The sequence below is a fragment of the Arthrobacter sp. FW306-05-C genome (assembly GCF_021801725.1).
In the GTDB taxonomy this organism is placed as follows: Bacteria; Actinomycetota; Actinomycetes; order Actinomycetales; family Micrococcaceae; genus Arthrobacter.
The window spans coordinates 3,221,508-3,242,033 of record NZ_CP084556.1 but is presented as its reverse complement, the minus strand read 5'-3'; the positions used below and the strand labels follow the sequence as shown (position 1 = coordinate 3,242,033).

Sequence of the window (20,526 nt, the reverse complement as noted above, 5' to 3'; positions counted from 1 at the left end):
CGTTATGAGCCCTCAAAACGACAACAACTGCGAGCCAGTTGGGCCGGAACGAAGAAAAGGAACACAGCCGTGTCATCCAGCAACACCGTAGGATCTGCTGAGCGTCCGCTGCGCGTCGCCGTCGTGGGCTCCGGCCCGGCCGGTGTCTACGCCGCCGATATCCTCACCAAGAGCGAAGCCGTCAAGAGCGGCGAGCTGACCGTCAGCATCGACCTCTTTGACCGCTACCCGGCACCCTACGGCCTGATCCGCTACGGCGTGGCCCCGGACCACCCCCGCATCAAGGGCATCGTGAATGCCCTGCACAAGGTGCTGGACCGCGGCGACATCCGCTTCTTCGGCAACGTGGACTACGGCACGGACCTCACCATCGAGGATCTCCGCAAGCACTACGACGCCGTGATTTTCGCCACCGGCGCCATCAAGGACGCGGACCTGAACATCCCCGGCGTCGAGCTGGAGGGCTCCTTCGGCGGCGCCGACTTCGTGTCCTGGTACGACGGGCACCCGGACGTGCCCCGCGAGTGGCCGCTGGAGGCCAAGGAGATCGCGGTCATCGGCAACGGCAACGTGGCCCTGGACGTGGCCCGTGTCCTGTCCAAGCACGCCGACGACCTGCTGGTCACCGAAATCCCGGACAACGTCTACGCCGGCCTGAAGGCGTCCCCCGTCACCGACGTGCACGTCTTCGGCCGCCGCGGCCCGGCCCAGGTCAAGTTCACCCCGCTGGAGCTGCGCGAGCTGTCCCACTCCAAGGACGTGGACATCATCCTGTACCCGGAGGACTTCGAGTTCGACGAGGAATCGGACCGCCAGATCCAGACCAACAACCAGACCAAGACCATGGTGGGCACCCTCACCAACTGGATCGCCGAGCAGCCCGAGGACCTCTCCGAGCTCAAGGCGTCCCGCCGCCTGCACCTGCACTTCCTGCACAGCCCGGTGGAGATCTACGACGACGCCGAGACTCCCGGCAAGGTGGCAGGCATCAAGTTCGAGCGCACGGAGCTGGACGGCACGGGCAACGCCCGCGGCACCGGCGAGTACGTGGACTACCCGGTCCAGGCGGTCTACCGCGCCATCGGCTACTTCGGTTCGGCCCTGCCGGACGTTGAGTTCGACCACAAGAAGGGCGTGGTCACGAACGACGGCGGCCGCGTCCTGGACGCCGACGGCCAGCACGTGCCGGGTATCTACGCCACGGGCTGGATCAAGCGCGGACCGGTCGGCCTGATCGGCCACACCAAGGGCGACGCCCTGGAGACCGTCACCTACCTGCTCGAAGACCGCGAAAACCTGCCGGTGGCGCAGGCACCCCAGGAGGAAGCCGTCGTCGAACTCCTCGATGCCCGCGGCGTGAAGTTCACCAGCTGGGAGGGCTGGCTGGCCCTCGATGCCCACGAACTCGCCCTCGGCGCTGCAGCCACCGAGGCTGGCGGCTCGCACGGTGTTGAGGTCAAGCGTGAGCGCATCAAGGTGGTCCCGCGCGGGGACATGGTTGACATCTCCCGCGACGGCGTCGCCGCCCAGGTCTAGGACCTCAAAACAAGGAGCCGCGGGACCAATGGTCCCGCGGCTCCTGCGTTTAAGCCTATTAACCGGGCTGCACCATTTCGCGTCGACTATCTCGAGCGCCCTATTTCCCCGCCCCGCCGATCGCCATGAGCTCCAGCCGCCGGAGGGTCTCGCGGTTCCGGGCAGAAATCAACGGGTCCCGGAGGAATTTCGGCATCAGCTTGCCGGGCCCGCGGATGGCGTCCTCTGCAATCGTCACCCGGCACTGGTTCCCGCGGTCTTCCAGCGAGATCTCCACCTTGGCCTCGCCCATGGGCCAGCCGCGTGCAACGAGTTCCAGTGAGCGGCCGGGCTGCATGGCCGTGACCCGGGTGCTGTCGTCGATGACCAGTGGCCAGGTCCCTACCGAGTGGTGCAGTTGGGCGCCGAGCTGCGGCCATTCGGCGTCCACGTCCCTGATCCGCGACGCGCCCACCACCCAGCCCGAGTAGAGCCAGCCGTCAGAGATGACGCGCCAGACGTCGGCGGCGGATGCGTTGAACAGCAGCGAGACGGTGGACATGGTGTTCCTTCCGGTTCCGGTAATGCTTTCCTGGAGTGTTGCGGCAGGGTTCCTTGGCTGCGCCCGTTGTTTGGCATGGACGACGGCGGGAGGTGGGGGCCGCCGTGCGGCCCGGTAGGACGGCTTCCGCAGGCGCCGGGTCCACCCGTAGGCCTCGGCCCCCGGCGGCTGGTTCTCCAAGGGATCGAACCGCAACGGGATGTCAGCAGGATCGGCTCCGGCATGCAGCCGCAACTCACCGCACTCCCGCCAGTGTCCGCCCGGGGTGGCCCAGTGCAGCCCCAGCACCCACTCCCCGGACGCCAGCGAACCCGGGGGGAGGCTCCGTGTCCGCAGCCCCAGTAGGACGGGACCGTGTTGGCCCCGGTACGGCATGAGCGTGGTCATGGTGGCTCCGGCGACGTCCAGCCGTGGCATCAGCAGGAACCGGCCCGGCAGGCCCCACCCGGTGGAGGCAAACAGCACGTCAGCCGGACCGCCGGCAGCGTCATCGCCGCCAGCGGACACACCCGCGGGCGAAACCCGGAGGGCCAGGCCCAGGATGTCCGGCAGCGTCTGCGGCAGGCCCACGGACCGCGAGAAGCGGGCCACCACCTGGTCAGTCCCGGGGGAGTCCAGCCAGCTGATGCCGCTGGGCCCGGCCGGGTTCCCCGTCCTGGTGAGTTCCCCGGCCAGGCCGATGCCTTCCGGATGGATGGGCCGGTCAGGCCGCGCGAGTTTGAGGAGCCGGAAAAGGGCAGCAAAGGCCTGCCCGGCACTTCCGGTGACGGCGGAAACTACGCGCAGCTGTTGGGTCATACTTCCTTCCTACCCACAAAGCCCGGGACTACATGCGCCCGAACCGGGCCCGGACCAGGGCGAAAATCCCGTAGGCGATGAACCCGGCACCGATCGCCACCAGCAGGGCGGGCCCGAAGGGGTGGTCCTGCAGCGCCTTGAGGCTGCCGTCCAGCCCGGTTGATTCCTCGGGCCGGTGCTTGGCTGCAGCAATGACGAACAGCAGTCCGGTGAGGTCCAGCGCGATGCCTTTGGCCACGTGGCCCGTGACGCCCAGGCTGTCGATAAGCCTGCCGCGCCGGGTGCCCTCGAAATGGAACAGTTCTTCCTTGAAGCCGCGCCGCAAGCCCTTGACGATGAAGTAGATGCCGACGCCCAGGATGGTCAGGCCAAGGGCCACCAGGAGCCACGGCCCCACAGGGTTGTCCATCAGGCTGGCGCTGAAGTCGCGCGTGTTGTCGCCCGAGTCGCTGCGCTGGCCCAGCGCGAAGCCTGCGAAGGTCAGGCCCACGCTTCCGTAGGCGATGGCCAGGAACCCTGAGGAGACCAGCTTGGCCAGCCGTTCCTTGCGGGGGAGGCTCCTGGCCCGCAAGGTCGCCTCACTGGCCTGCCATAAGGCAAGGCCGAGGCAGGCCACCACGCACCCCCACATGACGATCGGGCCCCCCGGGTTGTCTGCCAGTTGGGCAATGGCGCCGGTGGGTTCGGCCTCTCCCGGATGCCCGAAAGCGATGTCGATGGCGATGGCACCGAGGATGACGTGGAGCAGGGCCATGACGGCAAACCCGGCGCGGGCCAGCACATCCAGCACCTTGTGGTTGGAGGCCTCTTCGACAACGTCCGCTGCCTGCCTAAGCGTGGATTCGCCGTTGGACATCTGTCAGCCGTTCATGGGCCCTTCGGCCCGCAGCTTTTCTGCGCCCGGTCCCTCGACGTGCACGGTACAGCGGACCACCAGCTGGCCGGGGGCGTTGTCCAGCTCCACCAGGGATTCGTCCGCGCTGAGGACGGTGAACACTTCAGAGCCCGCCACAACGTCCACGCCCTTGGCTTTTGCCGTTTGCTTGGCATTGCGGAGCGCCTCGCGCTCCAGTCCGTCGACGTAGCCGCTGTCACTTTCGCGGGCGGGGTTTCCGAAGGCCCAACCGAACAATGTCCCTGTGTTTCCCATGGCGACGATATTACGCGGTGCGCACCAGTCGGGGGCGGGCTTTCGTAATATTAGTAAGTGTGCTTACCATGAGCGCACCATACCTCGATGGGACACGGCAAGTGAAGTCTGCCGCGCAGCGGCACCCCGGAACCAGTTCACGACGATAGGAATGCACATCATGGCAGGAAATCTCATTGCCCGTTCGGTTCACGACCTCACGGCAGCAGCATGGTTTGGTGGATCCCTGATGGGCGCCATCGGGCTCAACGGGGCAGCGGCCCAGGCCAAGGACCCCTCGGAGCGGACCCGGCTTTCCAGCGCTGGTTGGATGAAGTGGGCTCCGTTCCAGACCGCGGCCTTCGCCTCCCACCTGGTGGCGGACCTTGCCATTGCCTGGGAGAACAAAGGCCGCATCGCCAAGCAGGAGGGCGTGGCCCGCGACACCGTCATCAAGACCGCCGTTACGGTCGTGGGTGCTGCGGTGACCCTGTACTCGGGCATCCTGGGCAAGAAGGTGGACAAGCTGGCCGGTGAAGGTGCAGAAGGCGCAACGGAGCCGCATGGCGCCGCGTCGGACGAACTCAAGGCCGCCCAGCAGCAGCTCAAGCTCCTGCAGTGGGCCATCCCGGGCTTCGCAGCACTGGTGATCATCCTGGGCGCCAAGCACGGCGAGATGCAGCGGCCCAAGAACGTGTTCGCGGGCCTGCGCGGCGACTGAGGCTGATAAGCAAGACAAAGCGTACGACGGCGGTCCGGCACCACGGTGCCGGGCCGCTGGCGTGTCCGGGACGCACCGTCCTCGGCGACGCGCAGGTTTACTTTCGCTGCGCATATTCGAAAGCGCACCGGATTTATCCCGCGCGCCAAGGAACATGCGCGTCGATAACCGGGGATAACCGGGGAAGCCGGAGCAACTACTCCGCCAGCCACTCCGCGCAGGAGTTCAGGTTCCGGTTCACGCTGGCCACGGCGGCATCCTCGTCCCGCTGTTCGATGGCATCGAGCAGGGTCTCGTGGCCGTCCCGGGGAAGCCCGTTGAAGCCCGGCCGGCGCTGCTGCGTCAGCAGGTCCTGATGGAACACGGTGCCAAAGCTCGCGTAGAGCTCGTGCAGCAGGGGGTTGCCGGAGGCCCGCGCGATGCCTTCATGGAAGTGCCAGTCGGCATCGGCCCAGGCCTCGAAGTCCCCGTTCCTCCAGGCCCGGTCCCGGGTGGCGAGGAGCGCACGCAGGGCCGTGACGTCGTCGTCCGTGGCATTGCGCGCGGCCAGTCGGGCAGCCTGTGTGTCCAGGCCCAGCCTGACCTCGAGGATGTGCTGTTCGCTGTGGTCCTGGTACATCCGGCGGGCCGCGCCGGACATTTCGCTGGTGGCACGCACGTAGGTGCCGTCCCCGCGGCGCACCTCCAACATGCCGCCGTGGGCCAGAGCCTTGACCGCCTCGCGGAGGGTGCCGCGGGAAACACCCAGCCTGGCCATGAGCTCGGGTTCGGGTGGGATCCGCTGGTTTAGCGGCCACTCGCCGGAGTGCACCATTTCCCGCAGCTTGGCCGTGACTTCAGCGGCGAGCGGCGGACGGACCGAAGGACTCAAGGACATGGCGTTATTTTCCTTCCGCGCGGGCGCCATCCGGGGCAACCGTGCCGGGAGCGCCCGCTGGCTTTGCGGACATCGCCTTCCCGGTGAGCAGGTGGGACACCACGATCTGCACCAGGGCCAGGCCCAGCAGCAGCACGAGGGGCAGGGACCAGCTACCGGTGGCGCTGTGCAGCAGCCCCATGCCGAACGGGCCCACGGTGGCCAGCAGGTAACCCGAGGACTGGGCAAGGGTGGACAAGGCCGTGGTTTCGGCGGTGCTGGTTCCGCTGCGGCTGATCATCACCATCACCAGCGGGAAGATGCCCAGGCCAAAACCCAGCAGGACGGCGGGGACGGCTGCCAGACCCACGGGGAGGACCAGGAGCGCCGCGATCCCCACCATCATGGTGATGCTGACCAGATAGAACGCGGGGCGCAGCATGCCCGGCCGGGAGCCAATGGCAATCAGGACCATCCCGGCCGGGACGGAGACCAGCTGCATCAGCCCGAACATCAGTCCGCTCTCCGACGCGCCAAGGCCCATGGTGGTGAGCATGTAGGGGAACCAGCTCAGCAGGGCATACGCCAGCAGGGCCTGCAGGGTGAAGATGGCGGTGAGGAGCTGGCCCTTGCGTGTCCGCAGGAGGGGCCACGGCGAGACGTGCCGGGCGGTGGTCCGGACGGCGTGGCGGTGGGCATGCATGGCCACGGGCACGAACCCCAGGAAGGCTGCCACAGCGGCGATGCCCACGGCACCGACGGCGGCGGACGGGGATCCCAGGGCCTGTGCCAGCGGAACCACCAGGACGGAGGTCAGGGTACCGCCGGTGGTCATGGTCACCGTGTAGACGGCAGTCATGAGGGAGGTCCGGGAGGAGAAGTGCTCGCGGATGAAGGACGGCATGGCCACATTGCAGATGGCCAGCCCGGACATGCCCACCACACTGCCGGCCACCAGCATGCCGGTGGCGGGGATGCCGCGCAGCAGCAGCCCGCCCGCCAGCAGGGCCAGGGACAGCAGGATGGCCTTCTCCACGCCGAGCTTGCCGCTGAGCCACGAGGTGGCAGCGCCGGCCACAGCGAAACACAGGGTGGGGATGGAGGGGATGATCGCCGCCACCAGCGCCCCGTAGCCCAGCACCGCCTGGAGGTCGTGCAGCAGAGCGGACGCCCCCGTGATGCCGGCGCGCAGGTTCAGCCCGATCAGTACCAGCGCAATGACCCCGAACACGACGGCGGAGCGCGGCCTCGAAGGTGCCGTCCCGGCTGTCTTGGCGGGCGTGGCGGCGGGAGTCGCCTGAGTGACTGCGGGGGCGTCCGCGGGCGCGGAGGCAGGGGGAGTGGCGGGCATACCCTCAACGGTAAAGGTTAGACGTTTGATGTTTTCGCTTTTGTGGCCAACCTCTCGCCGGAGCGGAAGCCTGCAATAGACTGCCAACGGACTGTCGGAGGGCCTGGCATGGACCAGGCGGCGCGGAAGGACGGCTGTGGAGGCTTCCCGGGGACTTGAGATCGAGAAGAAGTACGACGTCGACACCGCCACCGAGGTGCCGGCACTGGAGCAGGCTCCCGGGGTGGCCCGCACGGGTAAGCCGCACACGGACCTGCTGGAAGCGGTGTACTTCGACACTCCCAAACATGGCCTGGCTGGCCGCCGCATCACGCTCCGCCGCCGTACCGGGGGCAAAGACGCGGGGTGGCACCTGAAGCTGCCGCCGCAGGCTGCCGCCGGGGAAGGCCCCCAGCACCGGACGGAACTGCACGCGCCGCTCGGCCGGCCCGACGTCGTCCCGGACAGCCTCCTCACGCACCTTCACGCCTACCTCCGGGGGACTGTCCCGGCGCCCGTGGTCCGCCTGGAAACCCGACGCACCACGTACCCCCTCTACGGGCCGGACGGCGTGCACCTCGCCGACCTCGCCGACGACCAGGTCACCGCCGTGCGACTGGAGGACGGACATCCCGACGAGGCTACACGGCAGGAATGGCGCGAATGGGAGCTGGAACTGGTCCATGGGGATCCTGACCTCTTCGGCCCCGTGGAGGACCTGCTCACCGCCGCCGGCGCCCAGCCGGCCGGCCACGCTTCAAAGCTCGCCCGCGCCCTGGGAAGTGACACCAAGGCAGGAAAGCGGGCCGCTGCCGCCGGTGAGGTTCCTGCCGCCGGTGCTGCCGGCCCTGGAAGTGCCCCCGCCCTCTTGGCTGGAAAGCGCGCCCCGGCCGCCGCCGTCGTCACCGTCTATGTAGCTGCGCAGATCGACCAGATCCTCGCAAGCGACGCCGACGTCCGGAACGAGGAACCGGACGCCGTGCACGCCATGCGTTCGGCGACGCGCCGCATCCGCTCCGTCCTGGCTGCCTACAGCCGGCTCTACCGGGCATCGCCGGTGCGCAAGCTGCGGAGCGAGCTGAAATGGCTGGGCCAGCTGCTGGGCCAGCCACGCGACGCCGAGGTGCTGGGGAAACAGCTCCGCGAACAACTGGGCGGCCTGCCGCCGGGGGAGGGCATCGCCGCCGCAACCGTGGAACAGCGCACCGGCAGTGATTACGACGCCGCCTACCGGCTCCTGCGGGAAGCCTTGGGATCGACCCGCTACTTCCGCCTCCTGGACAAGCTGGAGGATTTCCGGGACAACCCGCCCGTGCGCGCCGAAGCCGTGACTCCCGGACGCCGTGCCGCCACGAAGGCGGTGGACAAAGCCGCCAAACGCCTGCGCCGTTCACACAAGGCGGTCAAGCGGGCCCGGCGCGGCAGGGAGGAAGAGCTTGCCCTCCACCGCGTCCGCAAGGACGCAAAGCGGCTGCGCCACGTGGCCGAATCGGCGGCCCTGGTGCACGGAAAGCGCGCAGGCAAGGTGGCCAAGGCCGCGCACCGGCAGCAGAAGATCCTGGGCCAATTCCAGGACGCCGTGGTGGCCCGCGACCTGCTCGCCGCCATCGCCGCGGAGTACAGCGATCCGGCAACGGCGGGCATCTACGCCGAGCTGCTCAACCAGCAGGAAGAACGGATGGGGGCGGCAAAGGCCGGGTCCCGGAAGGCGTGGAAGAAGTCGCGCGACCTGCTGGGCCACGGCGTCATCTGAGGCTCTAAGCGGCGGCGTCTACTTGCCCTGCCGCGCCGACAACCGGGCCACGGCCAGGGCGAGCCACAACTGCACCCGGTCCGCGGTGATGGCGGGGTCGTAGCCGGTGAGCTCGGTGATCTGGGCCAGCCGGTACCGGACGGTGTTGCGGTGCAGCGTGAGGTCTTCCGCGACTGCGGCTACGGACCCGTTGTTGTTCAGGTAGCTCTCCAACGTGGCCACCAGCTCCGAGCCGTGCGCCGCATCGAAGGCACGCAAGGGGTTCAATGACTCGTGTGCCATGTCCGCCAGTGGCACGTCCTCGCTGGCCAGCAGCAGGGACGTCAGGCTCAGCCGCTCGGGCTCGTTGACCGGCAGGCCGTGACTGGCGGCGTCGCGCGCCTCGAAGTAGCTCCAGCGGAGTCCGTTTGGCTTGGTGTACGCCCCTCCGATGCCGATCGTGGCGTGGATTCCGGCCTCGGCGAGGTGGTCGCTGAGTTTCCGGGCCAGCGCAGGTGCCGTCCCGCCGTCGTCATTGATTACCAGCACGAGGTCCTTGCCCACGACGGCGGCAACAGCCTTCTCCAGCTCCTGCGGCACCGAGGTGCTCCCCAGTGCCTTGCCGTGGGCGGCCGAAACGGCCAGCAGCACCACGTTCTTGCGGGTGCTGTTCACGCCCACGCCTGCCAGCCTGCGCTGCGCCTCGCTGGTCTCCAGCGCCCCGTGGATTACGTCCTCGAGCACCTGGCCGCACAGGGCGCGCTGTGCCTGCCGCTGCTTGACCATGTTGTTCAGCTCCACGCTGATCAGGTTCTGCGCGTAGCCGATGATGCCGGTGTCATCGAAGGGCTGTCGCACCCACAGGGTGCAGGCGTCGCGCCGGCCGGTGGGCACGGGGTAGCTGGACCAGGTGTCCGCCGACGGGTGGGTGCTGCTGCTGTTGTAGAGCTGGGCCGTGAACTGGGTGAGCGCGATGTCGGTGCGCAGCATGCCGCCCAGGTTCTTCAGCAGCTCCGCGAGCCCGCCGCCGGTCAGCAGCGCGCGGGCCAGAACCTGGTGCCCGGCGATCAGCCGTTCCAGCTTGGCGTAGTGGTCGGCGGACTGGGCATCGGCCACCAGCTTGGTGATGGCGATGAAGGGCGTCTCGTATGGCACCTCGACCACGGGCAACCCCCACCGGTTGGCCTCCGCCAGGAGGGCCGGCGGCACAGCCTCGTGCGACAGCCCTACGCCGAAGCCGATGCCCACCGCTCCGGCGCGCTGCACCTGGCGGACAAAGCGGCGCTGCTCGGGCGCCGAGCGAAGCCGCAGGCCCGTGGTGAGGACCAGTTCCCCGCCGTTGAGGAACCGCTGCGGATCCTCCAGTTCGGTCACCGCCACCCAGTTGATGTCCTGGTTCCAGGTAGTCTCCGCCACGCCCGCCTTGGACAGCTTCAAGGAGGTCACGCCCACCAGGGCAGCAAGGGAAATGGCCATGAAGCAAGGATAAACGTGAGCTGGGCAACCGCACTAAACACCTTTGGCAAGGGTGTGCAGGTGGCTATTCACCCGGCTTGGGCGCTGGCATAGGCTCAATGCAGTTCCATCCATCCGTCCTGGTCTCCGCCCGGCCGCGGATGGCCCTTACGAAAGAGGTTGCACACCGTGGTTCAAACCTTGCAGAACTTCATTAACGGGAAGTTCGTTACCCCCGCCGGCACCACCCTGCTGGACGTGGTCAACCCCGCCAACGGCGAAGTGGTGGCGCAGGCTCCCGTGTCGGTGCAGTCGGATGTGGACGCCGCCATGGCGGCCGCCAAGGACGCCTTCAGGACCTGGAAGCACGTCACCCCGGGCCAGCGCCAGCTGATGCTGCTCAAGCTCGCGGACGCCATCGAGGCCAACAGCGACGAACTGGTCGAGGCCCAACACCGCAACACCGGCCAGGTCCGCTCGCTCATTGCCTCCGAGGAAGTGGCTGCCGGCGCCGACCAGCTGCGCTTCTTCGCCGGGGCCGCCCGCATCCTGGAGGGCAAGTCCGCCGGCGAGTACTTCGAGGGCCACACCTCCTACGTCCGGCGCGAACCCATCGGCGTGGTGGCCCAGGTCGCCCCGTGGAACTACCCGTTCCTGATGGCCATCTGGAAGATCGGTCCCGCGCTCGCGGCCGGTAACACGGTGGTCCTCAAGCCTTCCGACACCACCCCCGAATCCACCCTGGTGCTGGCCCGGCTCGCCGGGGAGATCCTGCCCGCCGGCGTGCTGAACGTGGTGCTCGGCACCGGCGAAACCGGGGCCATGATGGTGGAACACAAGGTCCCCGGCCTGGTGTCCATCACCGGCTCGGTCCGGGCCGGCATCGCTGTCGCGTCCGGCGCCGCGAAGGGCCTCAAGCGCGCCCACCTGGAGCTGGGCGGCAAGGCGCCGGCCATTGTCTTCAAGGACGCCGACATCAAGAAGAGCGCAGCGGCCATCGCCGAGTTCGCCTTTTTCAATGCCGGACAGGACTGCACCGCCATTACCCGCGTGCTGGTGGAGGAATCCGTGCACGACGACGTTGTGGCAGCCATGGTGGAACACACCAGGACCCTGCACACCGGCTCGCAAAACGACGAAGACAACTACTTCGGGCCGCTGAACAACGTCAACCACTTCAACGCCGTCACCTCCGTGGTGGAGAACCTGCCCGCCAACTGCAGGATCGAGACCGGGGGGCACCGTGCGGGGGAGAAGGGCTTCTTCTTCGAGCCCACCATCATCACCGGCGCCAAGCAGACCGACGAGGTGGTGCAGAAGGAAACATTCGGCCCCGTTATCACCGTCCAGAAGTTCAGCACTGAGGAAGAAGCCGTGGCCATGGCCAACGACGTCGACTACGCCCTGGCCTCCAGCGTCTGGACCACCAACCACGGCACCGCCATGAGGCTCAGCCGCGACCTGGACTTCGGCGCCGTCTGGATCAACACCCACATCCTGCTCACCGCCGAAATGCCGCACGGCGGCTTCAAGCAGTCCGGCTACGGCAAGGACCTCTCCATGTACGGCGTGGAGGACTACACGCGCATCAAGCACGTCATGTCCGCCCTCGACGCCTGATTTCCCACCACCAGCACTGAAAGTAACCCCATGACCACCACCGCAGCAGACATCACTTACCGCCTGGAGCAGAAGCGCCGCGTCCAGGCCGACTTTCCCGGCCCCAAGTCCGTGGCACTGACCGAACGGCGCAAGTCCGTGGTTGCCGCCGGCGTCGCTTCCAGCGTTCCGGTCTACGTGGCCGACGCCGACGGCGGCATCATCCAGGACGTCGACGGCAACTCGTTCATCGACCTCGGCTCAGGCATCGCCGTGACCAGCGTGGGCGCCTCCGACCCCGCCGTGGTCGGCGCGGTCAAGGAAGCCGTGGAGCACTTCACCCACACCTGCTTCATGGTCACCCCGTACGAAGGCTACGTGGCCGTCGCCGAGCAGCTGAACCGCCTCACGCCGGGCGACCACGAGAAGCGCACCGTCCTGTTCAACTCCGGCGCCGAGGCCGTGGAAAACGCCGTTAAGGTGGCCCGCCTGGCAACCGGCCGGGACGCCGTCGTCGCCTTTGACCATGCCTACCACGGCCGCACCAACCTGACCATGGCGCTGACCGCCAAGGCCATGCCGTACAAGACCAACTTCGGCCCGTTCGCCCCCGAGGTCTACCGGATGCCGATGAGCTACCCGTACCGCGAGGAAAACCCAGCCATCACCGGTGCCGAGGCCGCCAAGCGCGCCATCACCATGATCGAGAAGCAGATCGGCGGCGACCAGGTTGCCGCCATCATCATCGAACCCATCCAGGGCGAGGGCGGCTTCATCGTCCCGGCCGAAGGCTTCCTCCCGGCGCTGGCCGCCTGGGCCAAGGAGAAGGGCATCGTCTTCATCGCCGACGAAGTCCAGTCCGGCTTCTGCCGCACCGGCGAATGGTTCGCCGTCAACCACGAGGGCGTTGTCCCGGACATCCTGACCATGGCCAAGGGAATCGCCGGCGGCATGCCCTTGTCCGCCATCACCGGCCGCGCCGACCTGCTGGATGCCGTCCACCCGGGCGGCCTGGGCGGCACCTACGGCGGCAACCCGGTGGCGTGCGCCGCTGCGCTGGCCGCCATCGGCTCCATGGAGGAATACAACCTGAACGGCCGTGCCCGCCACATCGAGGAACTGGCCCTCAGCCGGCTTCGCGACCTGCAGGCTGAACTGGCCGGTGCCGGAACCGACGTGATCGGTGACATCCGTGGCCGCGGCGCCATGCTCGCCGTCGAACTGGTCCAGGCCGGCTCCAAGGAGCCGAACCCGGAACTGACCAAGGCTGTTGCAGCCGCCTGCCTCAAGGAAGGCGTCATCATCCTCACGTGCGGCACCTACGGCAACGTCATCCGCCTGCTGCCGCCGCTCGTCATCACCGATGACCTGCTGGCAGACGGCCTGGAAGTCCTCGCCGCCGCCATCAAGGCCAACGCATAGCCGGAACGACTCCCTCCGGCAACGCAAGGAAGGTGGGCCCGCAGTCGCGGGCCCACCTTCTCTTTGGTTAATTCAGGATCAGGCGGCCTGTCGAAGCGCCCTGCGGGCCAGCGAGTTGCGGCGCGCCGCCCGGAGCATGTCCAGGGTCAGCAGCACCAGGGCCAGCCACACCACCCCGAACCCGATCCAGCGCTCAACGGTCATAGTTTCACGGAACACGAGCAAGGCCACCAGGAACTGCAGGACGGGGGCGAAGTACTGGAGCAGCCCGATGGTGGTCATGGGCAGCCGGCGCGCGGAGGCGCCGAAGAACAGCAGCGGAACGGCAGTGATCACGCCGGACGCCAGCAGCAGCCAGAAGTGCCCCGCGCCTTGGGTGGTCAGCGTCGAGCTTCCGCTGGCAGCAAGGACCACCATGGCCACGGCAGCGAGAGGGGCGAGCACCATGGTCTCCACGCTGAGGCTGGTGATGGCGTCCACTTTCGAGCCCACCCGGTTCTTCACGAAGCCGTACAGGCCAAAGCTGAACGCCAGCGTGAGGGCGATCCACGGCAGCTTTCCGTAGGAGTAGGTCAGGACGCCCACGGCCACGAAGCCGACGGCCACCGCGGTCCACTGGAGCGGCCGCAGCTTTTCCTTCAGGACCAGCACGCCCAGCAGCACCGAGACGAGCGGGTTGATGAAGTACCCCAGGGATGTTTCCACGGCCTGCCCCGTAGTCACCCCGTACGTATAGGTCAGCCAGTTGATGGCGATCAGGAACGCCGCCAGCGCCAGGGAGCCAAAGACCACCCGGTCCTTCAGGGCCGCGGCAAGCACCCGCCACGTCCTGGTGACCGTGATCAGGAGCGCGCAGAACAGCAGCGACCAGACCACGCGGTTGGCGACGATTTCGACGGCCCCCGCCGGCATAAGGATGAAGAAGTACAGGGGGAGCAGCCCCCACAAAACGTACGCGCCGATGCCGAACAGCATCCCCGCCGTCGTGTCCTTGCCAACGGGCACGGGGCCTGCAGGTGCCGGGGCACCTGCTGGGGATTTTGCGGCGGGCGGAGCGGCGGCTTCCGGGGCGGCGACGGGCGTGACTGGCGAGGTTCCTTCTGGCATGGGCACGCTCTCAATAACAGCATCCGGCGGGCGGGTATTCCAGCAGGCAGGCGGCAATCCGGAAAATAGTCAGTAGGCTTGCTTTCATGACATGTGCGCCTTTGCCGAAGCCCGCCCCATGAGGCTCCGGCGCAGCAATGCCTCGGGCCGTGGCTACCGCAGGGTGGCCGCCGGCAAGGGGTTCAGTTACCGTGACCTGGACGGCTCCACGCTTCCACCCGGCCCGATCCGCGACCGGCTGGAAAGCATCGGCATCCCGCCGGCATGGACCGACGTCTGGATCGCCCCGTTTGAGAACGGCCACATCCAGGCCACCGGGGTGGACGGGGTGGGCCGCCGCCAGTACATCTACCATCCGGAGTGGCGCGAGCGTAAGGACAGGGTGAAGTTCGACCGGTCGCTCCAGTTGGCCGAATCGCTTCCCGCAGCCCGGCGGCGCGTCACCATGGACCTGCGCAGCGACGGCTTCACCCGCGAACGCGTCCTGGCCGGCGCCTTCCGGATGCTGGACAGCGGGTCACTGCGGGTGGGGTCTGAGCGGTACACGAACGAGAACGGCAGCCGCGGCCTTGCCACCCTGCTGTGCGCCCATGTCCAGGTGCGAAAAGACCGGATCATACTGCGCTTCCCGGCCAAAAGCGGCAAGGACTGGGAGTCGGAAATCCGCGATCCGGACCTCGCCGTCCTGCTGCGCCTGCTCAAGCGGCGCGGTCCCAACGCCCGGCTCCTGGCCTACAAGGAGGGCAGGGTGTGGCGCCCGGTCACAAGCGCCGACATCAACGCCTACGTAAAGGAGCGCACCGGCTCCGACTTTACGGCCAAGGACTTCCGGACCCTGCGCGGAACGGTGGCAGCAGCGGAAAGCCTGGCCCGCACCGGTGTCCAGCGCACTGCCGCCAAGCGGAAGCGGGCCATCAGCCGGGCCATGTATGACGCCGCGCAGACGCTGGGCAACACCCCGTCCATCGCGCGGAAGAGCTACGTGGATCCCCGGGTGGTGGACCACTACCACGACGGTGAAACCATCGACCCGAAACGGCCGGACTCCGCGGAAGCCGAACTGCGCGCGCTGCTGTACCGCGAAGGCAAGGTTGTGCCGCTGGCCGCCAACTAGAATGGGGGACTGTGCGCTGCACCGTGCTGCGCGCCCTCATGGATCATGAGCAGGACCAGTCAGAAGGGCTCCCGGTGTCCAACCACAGCGAAACCCCGTCCAACCGTCCCCTCCGCGTTGCCATCATCGGCGCGGGACCGGCAGGAGTCTACGCTGCGGACATCCTCACGAAGTCCAGCGGCGTGAAGGACGGCGACTTCCAGGTCAGCATCGACCTTTTTGAGGCCTACCCGGCGCCTTACGGCCTGATCAGGTACGGTGTGGCCCCGGACCACCCCCGCATCAAGGGCATCGTGAACGCGCTGCACAAGGTCCTGGACCGTGGCGACATCCGCTTCCTTGGGAACGTCACCTACGGCCGGGACCTCACGCTGCACGATTTCCGCGCCTTCTACGACGCCGTCATCTTCTCCACGGGTGCCGTCAAGGATGCGGACCTGGACATTCCGGGCGTTAATCTGCAGGGTTCCTTCGGCGGTGCGGACTTTGTTTCCTGGTACGACGGCCACCCCGACGTCCCTCGCGAGTGGCCGCTGGAGGCCAGGGAAATCGCCGTTATCGGCAACGGGAACGTGGCCTTGGACGTTGCCCGCATGCTGGTCAAGCACCCCGAGGAGCTGCTCAGCACCGAGATCCCGGACAACGTCTATGCCGGTTTGAAGGCCTCGCCCGTCACCGACGTCCACGTCTTCGGCCGGCGCGGCCCCGCGCAGGTCAAGTTCACCCCGCTGGAGCTGCGCGAGCTCAGCCACATGAACGACGTCGACATCGTCCTGTACCCGGAGGACTTCGAGTTCGACGAGGCCTCGGACGAGGCCATCCGCACCAACAACCAGGTGAAGACCATGGTGAACACCCTCACCAACTGGCTGGTGGAGGAGCATGCGGAGTCCGAGAACCCCTCCTCCCGCCGGCTGCACCTGCACTTCCTGCACAACCCCGTTGAAGTGCTCGACGACGGCACGGGCAAGGTGGGCGGCATCAAGTTTGAGCGCATGCAGCTGGACGGGACAGGGAACGCCAAGGGGACGGGGGAGTACGTCGAGTACCCCGTCCAGGCCGTCTACCGTGCCATCGGCTACCACGGCTCGGCCCTGGACGAACTGGAGTATGACGCCAAGCGCGGCGTCATCCCCAACGAGGGCGGGCGCGTCCTGGACGCCGACGGCAACCCCGTTCCCGGCGTTTACACCACGGGCTGGATCAAGCGCGGTCCCGTGGGGCTGATCGGGCACACCAAGGGTGACGCGCTGGAGACCATCGGCTTCCTCCTGGAGGACCGTCTGAACCTGCCCGCGGCGAAAAATCCCGATCCACAGGCCATCATCGATCTTCTTGAGGAACGCGGCATCGAATACACCACCTGGGAAGGGTGGAACAAGCTCGATGCGCACGAGGCAGGCCTGGGCGCAGCCTGGACCGGCCCGGAGGAACTGAACCACGTGGTGCGCGAACGCATCAAGGTTGTGCCGCGTGAGGACATGATCCGCATCTCCCGCAGCTGACCGGGGGTCGCGGCGGCGGGAGCGGAGGCGCTGAGGGATCTGGTCCGGATACACCCAGTACACCGGCACCCATGACACGCAGTTCTGGTGCGGCTATGCTGGCTTGGCCACCTCCAGCCTCAAGCGCTGGACAAAACTCTGGACCGGGAGTTCGATGACGAACCTGCTCCACCCTGAACCGCTCCAGCGCGCCGCGCTGGCGGGACATGAGCGCCTGGCTGACCTGGCTCCACAGCATCCGGGCCGGGGCGACGCCACGCCCGAAATTCCGGGCCTGCGCAAACTCATCCGCGAGTCCTGGCAGCGGTCCGCACGCTTCAAGGCCAATCCTGACAACGTGGCCGCCCGCTTGGCCTTCGATTGGGACGAGCTGGACGACTACCGCCGGCAGCACCCCTTGGCCGCCATCATGCCGGTCATCAACAAACTCCTGGTCCAGCCGAGCCATGACAGCGGCCTCCTGGTGGCCGTGGGTGACGAGGTGGGCAGGCTGCTGTGGGTGGACGGCGACCCCACCCTCCAGCGCCGCGCCGAAGGCATGATGTTCGTTCCCGGCGCCGACTGGTCCGAGGCAAGCGTCGGCACCAGCGCGCCCGGCACCGCCCTTGCCCTGGGCAGGGGGATCCAGATCGCCGGAGCGGAGCACTACCAGCGCGCCGTGCATCCCTGGAGCTGCACCGCCGTCCCCTTCCATGACCCCGACTCCGGCGCCCTGCTCGGCGTCGTGGACATCACCGGCACGGACACCGCGGTGGCCCCGCACACGCTCTCGCTGGTGGAGGCCACGGTGGCCGCCGCCCAGGCGCAGCTGCGGGTGGAGCGCCTGCAGCATGCCGCGGAGCTGGCCAGGAAAGCCGTACGACGGCGGCCCACGGCTTCCGGAAGCAGGCAGGCCCCAGGTGCCAAGGAAGGCAGCCTCTACCGCAACAGCCTCCAACTGCTGGGCCGCGACCAGGCGCTGCTCAGCCTGGCCGGCCGGACGGTTTCCCTGTCCGCCCGGCACAGCGAGATCCTTGCCCTGCTCAGCACACACCCGGAAGGGCTCAGCGCCGAGGAACTCGGCTCGCTGCTGTATCCAGGGGAGGGTTCCACCATTACGCTCAGGGCCGAGATGGTCCGCCTCCGGAAGATCCTCCATGAGCTGAGCCCGGAGGCCGTTCCCGGCTCACGCCCGTACCGGCTCCCGCTGGACCTGGTGCCGGACACGGGCCAGGTGCTCAGCTGCCTGCAGCGCGGTGCGCACCGGATTGCCCTGGAGATCTACCGTGGCGAGGTGCTTCCGCGCTCAGAAGCGCCCGGCATTGTGGACTTGAGGAACAGGGTCTCGTCCCTGCTCCGGGAAGCTGTCCTCACGGACGGCAGCGCCGAGTCCCTGCTCAAGTTCGCCGCGCTGCCCGAAGCAAGGGACGACGTCGGTATCCGCCGGGCTGCGCTTCGCCTCCTGCCGCCGCGCTCACCCAAGCGCGCCGCCGTCGTCGCCGACCTGGAACGGCTGGAAGCCGAGCTCCGTGCCTGACAGCCAGTAGGTGGTTGAGCTTGTGGACACCAGGTTCCGACAAGCTCAGCCCGCGGTTGTGATCCGCAGCCTACCCGTGCAACCTTGCTGCAACCTTTCCCCTCCTACGCTGGGTCCATCGGCGGGCGCCCTGGTGGGCCAGCCTTCTGCACAGCAAAGGAGCTAAGCACATGACCGTTTACGCACAGCCGGGAACCGACGGTTCGAAGGTCACCTTCAAGGACCGGTACGAGAACTGGATTGGCGGCGAATGGGTGGCCCCGGTGAAGGGCCAGTACTTCGACAACATCACCCCGGTAACAGGCAAGGCATATTGCCAGGTGGCCCGCGGCACGGCCGAGGACATTGAACTGGCCCTGGACGCTGCCCACAAGGCCGCACCTTCCTGGGGCAAGACCTCCGTGGCGGAACGGGCCGCCATCCTGAACAAGATCGCCGACCGCATCGACGAAAACCTCGAGATGCTGGCCGTCGCGGAAACCTGGGACAACGGCAAACCCATCCGGGAAACGCTCAACGCCGACCTGCCGCTGGCCGCGGACCACTTCCGCTACTTCGCCTCCGCCGTCCGGGCGCAGGAGGGCAGCCTCTCGCAGCTGGATGACAACACCACCGCCTACCACTTCCACGAGCCGCTCGGCGTGGTGGGCCAGATCATCCCCTGGAACTTCCCCATCCTGATGGCCGTCTGGAAGCTTGCGCCCGCGCTCGCCGCCGGCAACACCGTGGTGCTCAAGCCCGCGGAGCAGACGCCGTCGTCCATCCTTGTGCTGATGGAGCTCATTGCGGACCTGCTGCCGGCCGGTGTGCTTAACGTGGTCAACGGCTTCGGCGTCGAAGCCGGCAAGCCGCTGGCGTCCAGTTCCCGGATCCGGAAGATCGCCTTCACCGGCGAGACCACCACAGGGCGTCTCATCAGCCAGTACGCCAGCCAGAACCTCATCCCCGTCACGCTGGAACTGGGCGGCAAGAGCCCCAACATCTTCTTCAACGACGTAGCCCAGGAAAACGACGCCTTCTACGACAAGGCCCAGGAAGGCTTCGCCCTGTTTGCGTTCAACCAGGGCGAAGTGTGCACCTGCCCGTCACGTGCGCTGGTCCAAGAGGACATCTACGAGTCCTTCATGGCGGACGCCGTGGCCCGGGTGGAAAAGATGATCCAGGGCAACCCGCTGGACACCGAAACCCAGGTGGGTGCGCAGGCGTCCAACGACCAGCTGGAGAAGATCCTGTCCTACATCGACATCGGAAAGCAGGAAGGCGCCAAGATCCTCACCGGCGGTGCCCGTGCCGAGCTGCCGGGCGACCTGGCCGGCGGCTTCTACGTCCAGCCCACCGTGTTCGAGGGCCACAACCGCATGCGGATCTTCCAGGAGGAGATCTTCGGCCCGGTGGTGGCCGTGACGAAATTCAGCGACTACAACGACGCCATGGGCATCGCCAATGACACGCTCTACGGCCTCGGCGCCGGAGTGTGGTCCCGCAACGGCAACGTGGCCTACCGCGCAGGCCGCGAGATCCAGGCCGGACGCGTCTGGGTGAACAACTACCACGCCTACCCGGCAGGCGCGGCGTTCGGCGGCTACAAGTCCTCGGGCATCGGGCGCGAGAACCACGCGATGATGCTCGACCACTACCAGCAGACCAAGAACCTGCTGGTCAGCTACGACGAAAACAAGCTGGGCTTCTTCTAGGCCATGGCTTCGACCAGGCTCGATGCCGCCGTGACGCTGCCCGGGGAAGACTTTTCCCGGGTGGCGCTCACGCCCGCGGCCGTGGACCTGCTGCGCATGCTGTGGGACCGGCATGGCCCGCTCATGTTCCATCAGTCCGGCGGCTGCTGCGACGGGTCCGCTCCCATGTGCTACCCGGCAGGTGACTTCATCACAGGGGAGTCCGACATCCTCCTGGGACTGTTCGACCTGTCCGACGGGCTGCAGCCCCAACCGCTTGAGTTCTGGATGTCGCGCGAACAGTTCAACTACTGGAGCCACACCCACCTCAGCGTCGATGTTGTGCCAGGCAGGGGGAGCGGCTTTTCCGTTGAAGCCCCTGAGGGTAAACGTTTCCTGATCCGGTCCACGCTGATGGACTGGCCCGCCTAGAAGTTCGATCCGCCGCCACTGGGGGCTCTCCTTTGGGAGGGCCCCTAGTGCGTTGGCAGA

At 67.5% G+C, this 20,526-nt stretch carries 17 protein-coding genes; 10 read left to right on the top strand and 7 right to left on the bottom strand.

The annotated features are described in order from the left end of the window. Window positions 1-69: 69 nt before the first annotated feature. Window positions 70-1,536: an FAD-dependent oxidoreductase gene (locus LFT44_RS15035; protein ID WP_236799210.1), complete on the top strand. Its 1,467-nt coding sequence runs from the start codon at window positions 70-72 to the stop codon at window positions 1,534-1,536. Window positions 1,537-1,636: 100 nt separating this feature from the next. Here the strand turns inward: LFT44_RS15035 and LFT44_RS15030 are convergent, their stop codons facing one another. The 3 genes from LFT44_RS15030 to LFT44_RS15020 are packed head-to-tail and all read right to left on the bottom strand — an operon-like array spanning window position 1,637 to window position 4,025. Beyond that, complete coding sequence (locus LFT44_RS15030; RefSeq protein ID WP_236799209.1) at window positions 1,637-2,875, bottom strand: SRPBCC family protein; 1,239 nt, start codon at window positions 2,873-2,875, stop codon at window positions 1,637-1,639. Window positions 2,876-2,903: 28 nt separating this feature from the next. Continuing rightward, a complete protein-coding gene (locus LFT44_RS15025; protein WP_236799208.1) occupies window positions 2,904-3,731 on the bottom strand; it encodes a DUF1206 domain-containing protein in 828 nt (275 codons plus the stop codon). 3 nt (window positions 3,732-3,734) lie between these two features. Further along, window positions 3,735-4,025, bottom strand: coding sequence for a hypothetical protein (locus tag LFT44_RS15020; protein WP_236799207.1), 291 nt, complete (start codon window positions 4,023-4,025; stop codon window positions 3,735-3,737). A 160-nt stretch (window positions 4,026-4,185) separates the two neighbouring features. Here LFT44_RS15020 and LFT44_RS15015 point away from each other — a divergent pair, with 160 nt between their 5' ends. Further along, window positions 4,186-4,725, top strand: coding sequence for a hypothetical protein (locus LFT44_RS15015; protein ID WP_236799206.1), 540 nt, complete (start codon window positions 4,186-4,188; stop codon window positions 4,723-4,725). 196 nt (window positions 4,726-4,921) lie between these two features. On the opposite strand, the gene LFT44_RS15010 is transcribed toward LFT44_RS15015, so the two are convergent. Together LFT44_RS15010 and LFT44_RS15005 are read right to left on the bottom strand one after the other, a co-directional pair. After that, on the bottom strand, window positions 4,922-5,602 hold the full coding sequence (locus tag LFT44_RS15010) for a FadR/GntR family transcriptional regulator (RefSeq protein ID WP_236799205.1): 681 nt from the start codon (window positions 5,600-5,602) through the stop codon (window positions 4,922-4,924). A gap of 4 nt (window positions 5,603-5,606) precedes the next feature. Continuing rightward, complete coding sequence (locus tag LFT44_RS15005; RefSeq protein ID WP_236799204.1) at window positions 5,607-6,932, bottom strand: MFS transporter; 1,326 nt, start codon at window positions 6,930-6,932, stop codon at window positions 5,607-5,609. A gap of 136 nt (window positions 6,933-7,068) precedes the next feature. On the opposite strand from LFT44_RS15005, the gene LFT44_RS15000 reads away from it, so the two are divergent. Continuing rightward, complete coding sequence (locus LFT44_RS15000; protein ID WP_236799203.1) at window positions 7,069-8,664, top strand: CYTH and CHAD domain-containing protein; 1,596 nt, start codon at window positions 7,069-7,071, stop codon at window positions 8,662-8,664. Between the two features lie 18 nt (window positions 8,665-8,682). Here the strand turns inward: LFT44_RS15000 and LFT44_RS14995 are convergent, their stop codons facing one another. Next, window positions 8,683-10,119: a PucR family transcriptional regulator gene (locus LFT44_RS14995; RefSeq protein ID WP_236799202.1), complete on the bottom strand. Its 1,437-nt coding sequence runs from the start codon at window positions 10,117-10,119 to the stop codon at window positions 8,683-8,685. A 168-nt stretch (window positions 10,120-10,287) separates the two neighbouring features. On the opposite strand from LFT44_RS14995, the gene LFT44_RS14990 reads away from it, so the two are divergent. Both LFT44_RS14990 and gabT read left to right on the top strand, forming a co-directional pair. Next, window positions 10,288-11,718, top strand: a complete 1,431-nt coding sequence (locus LFT44_RS14990; protein WP_236799201.1) for an aminobutyraldehyde dehydrogenase — start codon at window positions 10,288-10,290, stop codon at window positions 11,716-11,718. 30 nt (window positions 11,719-11,748) lie between these two features. Beyond that, window positions 11,749-13,119, top strand: a complete 1,371-nt coding sequence (gene gabT, locus LFT44_RS14985; RefSeq protein ID WP_236799200.1) for a 4-aminobutyrate--2-oxoglutarate transaminase — start codon at window positions 11,749-11,751, stop codon at window positions 13,117-13,119. Between the two features lie 78 nt (window positions 13,120-13,197). Here gabT and rarD read toward each other — a convergent pair whose 3' ends face one another. Continuing rightward, window positions 13,198-14,226 carry an EamA family transporter RarD gene (gene rarD / locus LFT44_RS14980; protein ID WP_236799199.1) on the bottom strand — a complete coding sequence of 343 codons (1,029 nt, stop codon included), beginning with the start codon at window positions 14,224-14,226 and terminating at the stop codon, window positions 13,198-13,200. Window positions 14,227-14,344: 118 nt separating this feature from the next. On the opposite strand from rarD, the gene LFT44_RS14975 reads away from it, so the two are divergent. From LFT44_RS14975 to LFT44_RS14955, 5 genes are all read left to right on the top strand, one after another. After that, window positions 14,345-15,340: a DNA topoisomerase IB gene (locus LFT44_RS14975; RefSeq protein WP_236802909.1), complete on the top strand. Its 996-nt coding sequence runs from the start codon at window positions 14,345-14,347 to the stop codon at window positions 15,338-15,340. 38 nt (window positions 15,341-15,378) lie between these two features. Further along, the gene (locus LFT44_RS14970; RefSeq protein ID WP_373462160.1) at window positions 15,379-16,845 is read left to right on the top strand and encodes an FAD-dependent oxidoreductase; all 1,467 of its coding nucleotides are present in this window, start codon (window positions 15,379-15,381) and stop codon (window positions 16,843-16,845) included. A 154-nt stretch (window positions 16,846-16,999) separates the two neighbouring features. Then, the gene (locus LFT44_RS14965; RefSeq protein ID WP_236799198.1) at window positions 17,000-18,361 is read left to right on the top strand and encodes a GAF domain-containing protein; all 1,362 of its coding nucleotides are present in this window, start codon (window positions 17,000-17,002) and stop codon (window positions 18,359-18,361) included. A gap of 170 nt (window positions 18,362-18,531) precedes the next feature. Beyond that, window positions 18,532-20,055 (top strand): acetaldehyde dehydrogenase ExaC, encoded by a 1,524-nt coding sequence (gene exaC / locus LFT44_RS14960; protein ID WP_236799197.1) that lies wholly within the window; start codon window positions 18,532-18,534, stop codon window positions 20,053-20,055. A gap of 3 nt (window positions 20,056-20,058) precedes the next feature. Further along, window positions 20,059-20,466: a DUF779 domain-containing protein gene (locus LFT44_RS14955; RefSeq protein ID WP_236799196.1), complete on the top strand. Its 408-nt coding sequence runs from the start codon at window positions 20,059-20,061 to the stop codon at window positions 20,464-20,466. Window positions 20,467-20,526: the final 60 nt, after the last annotated feature.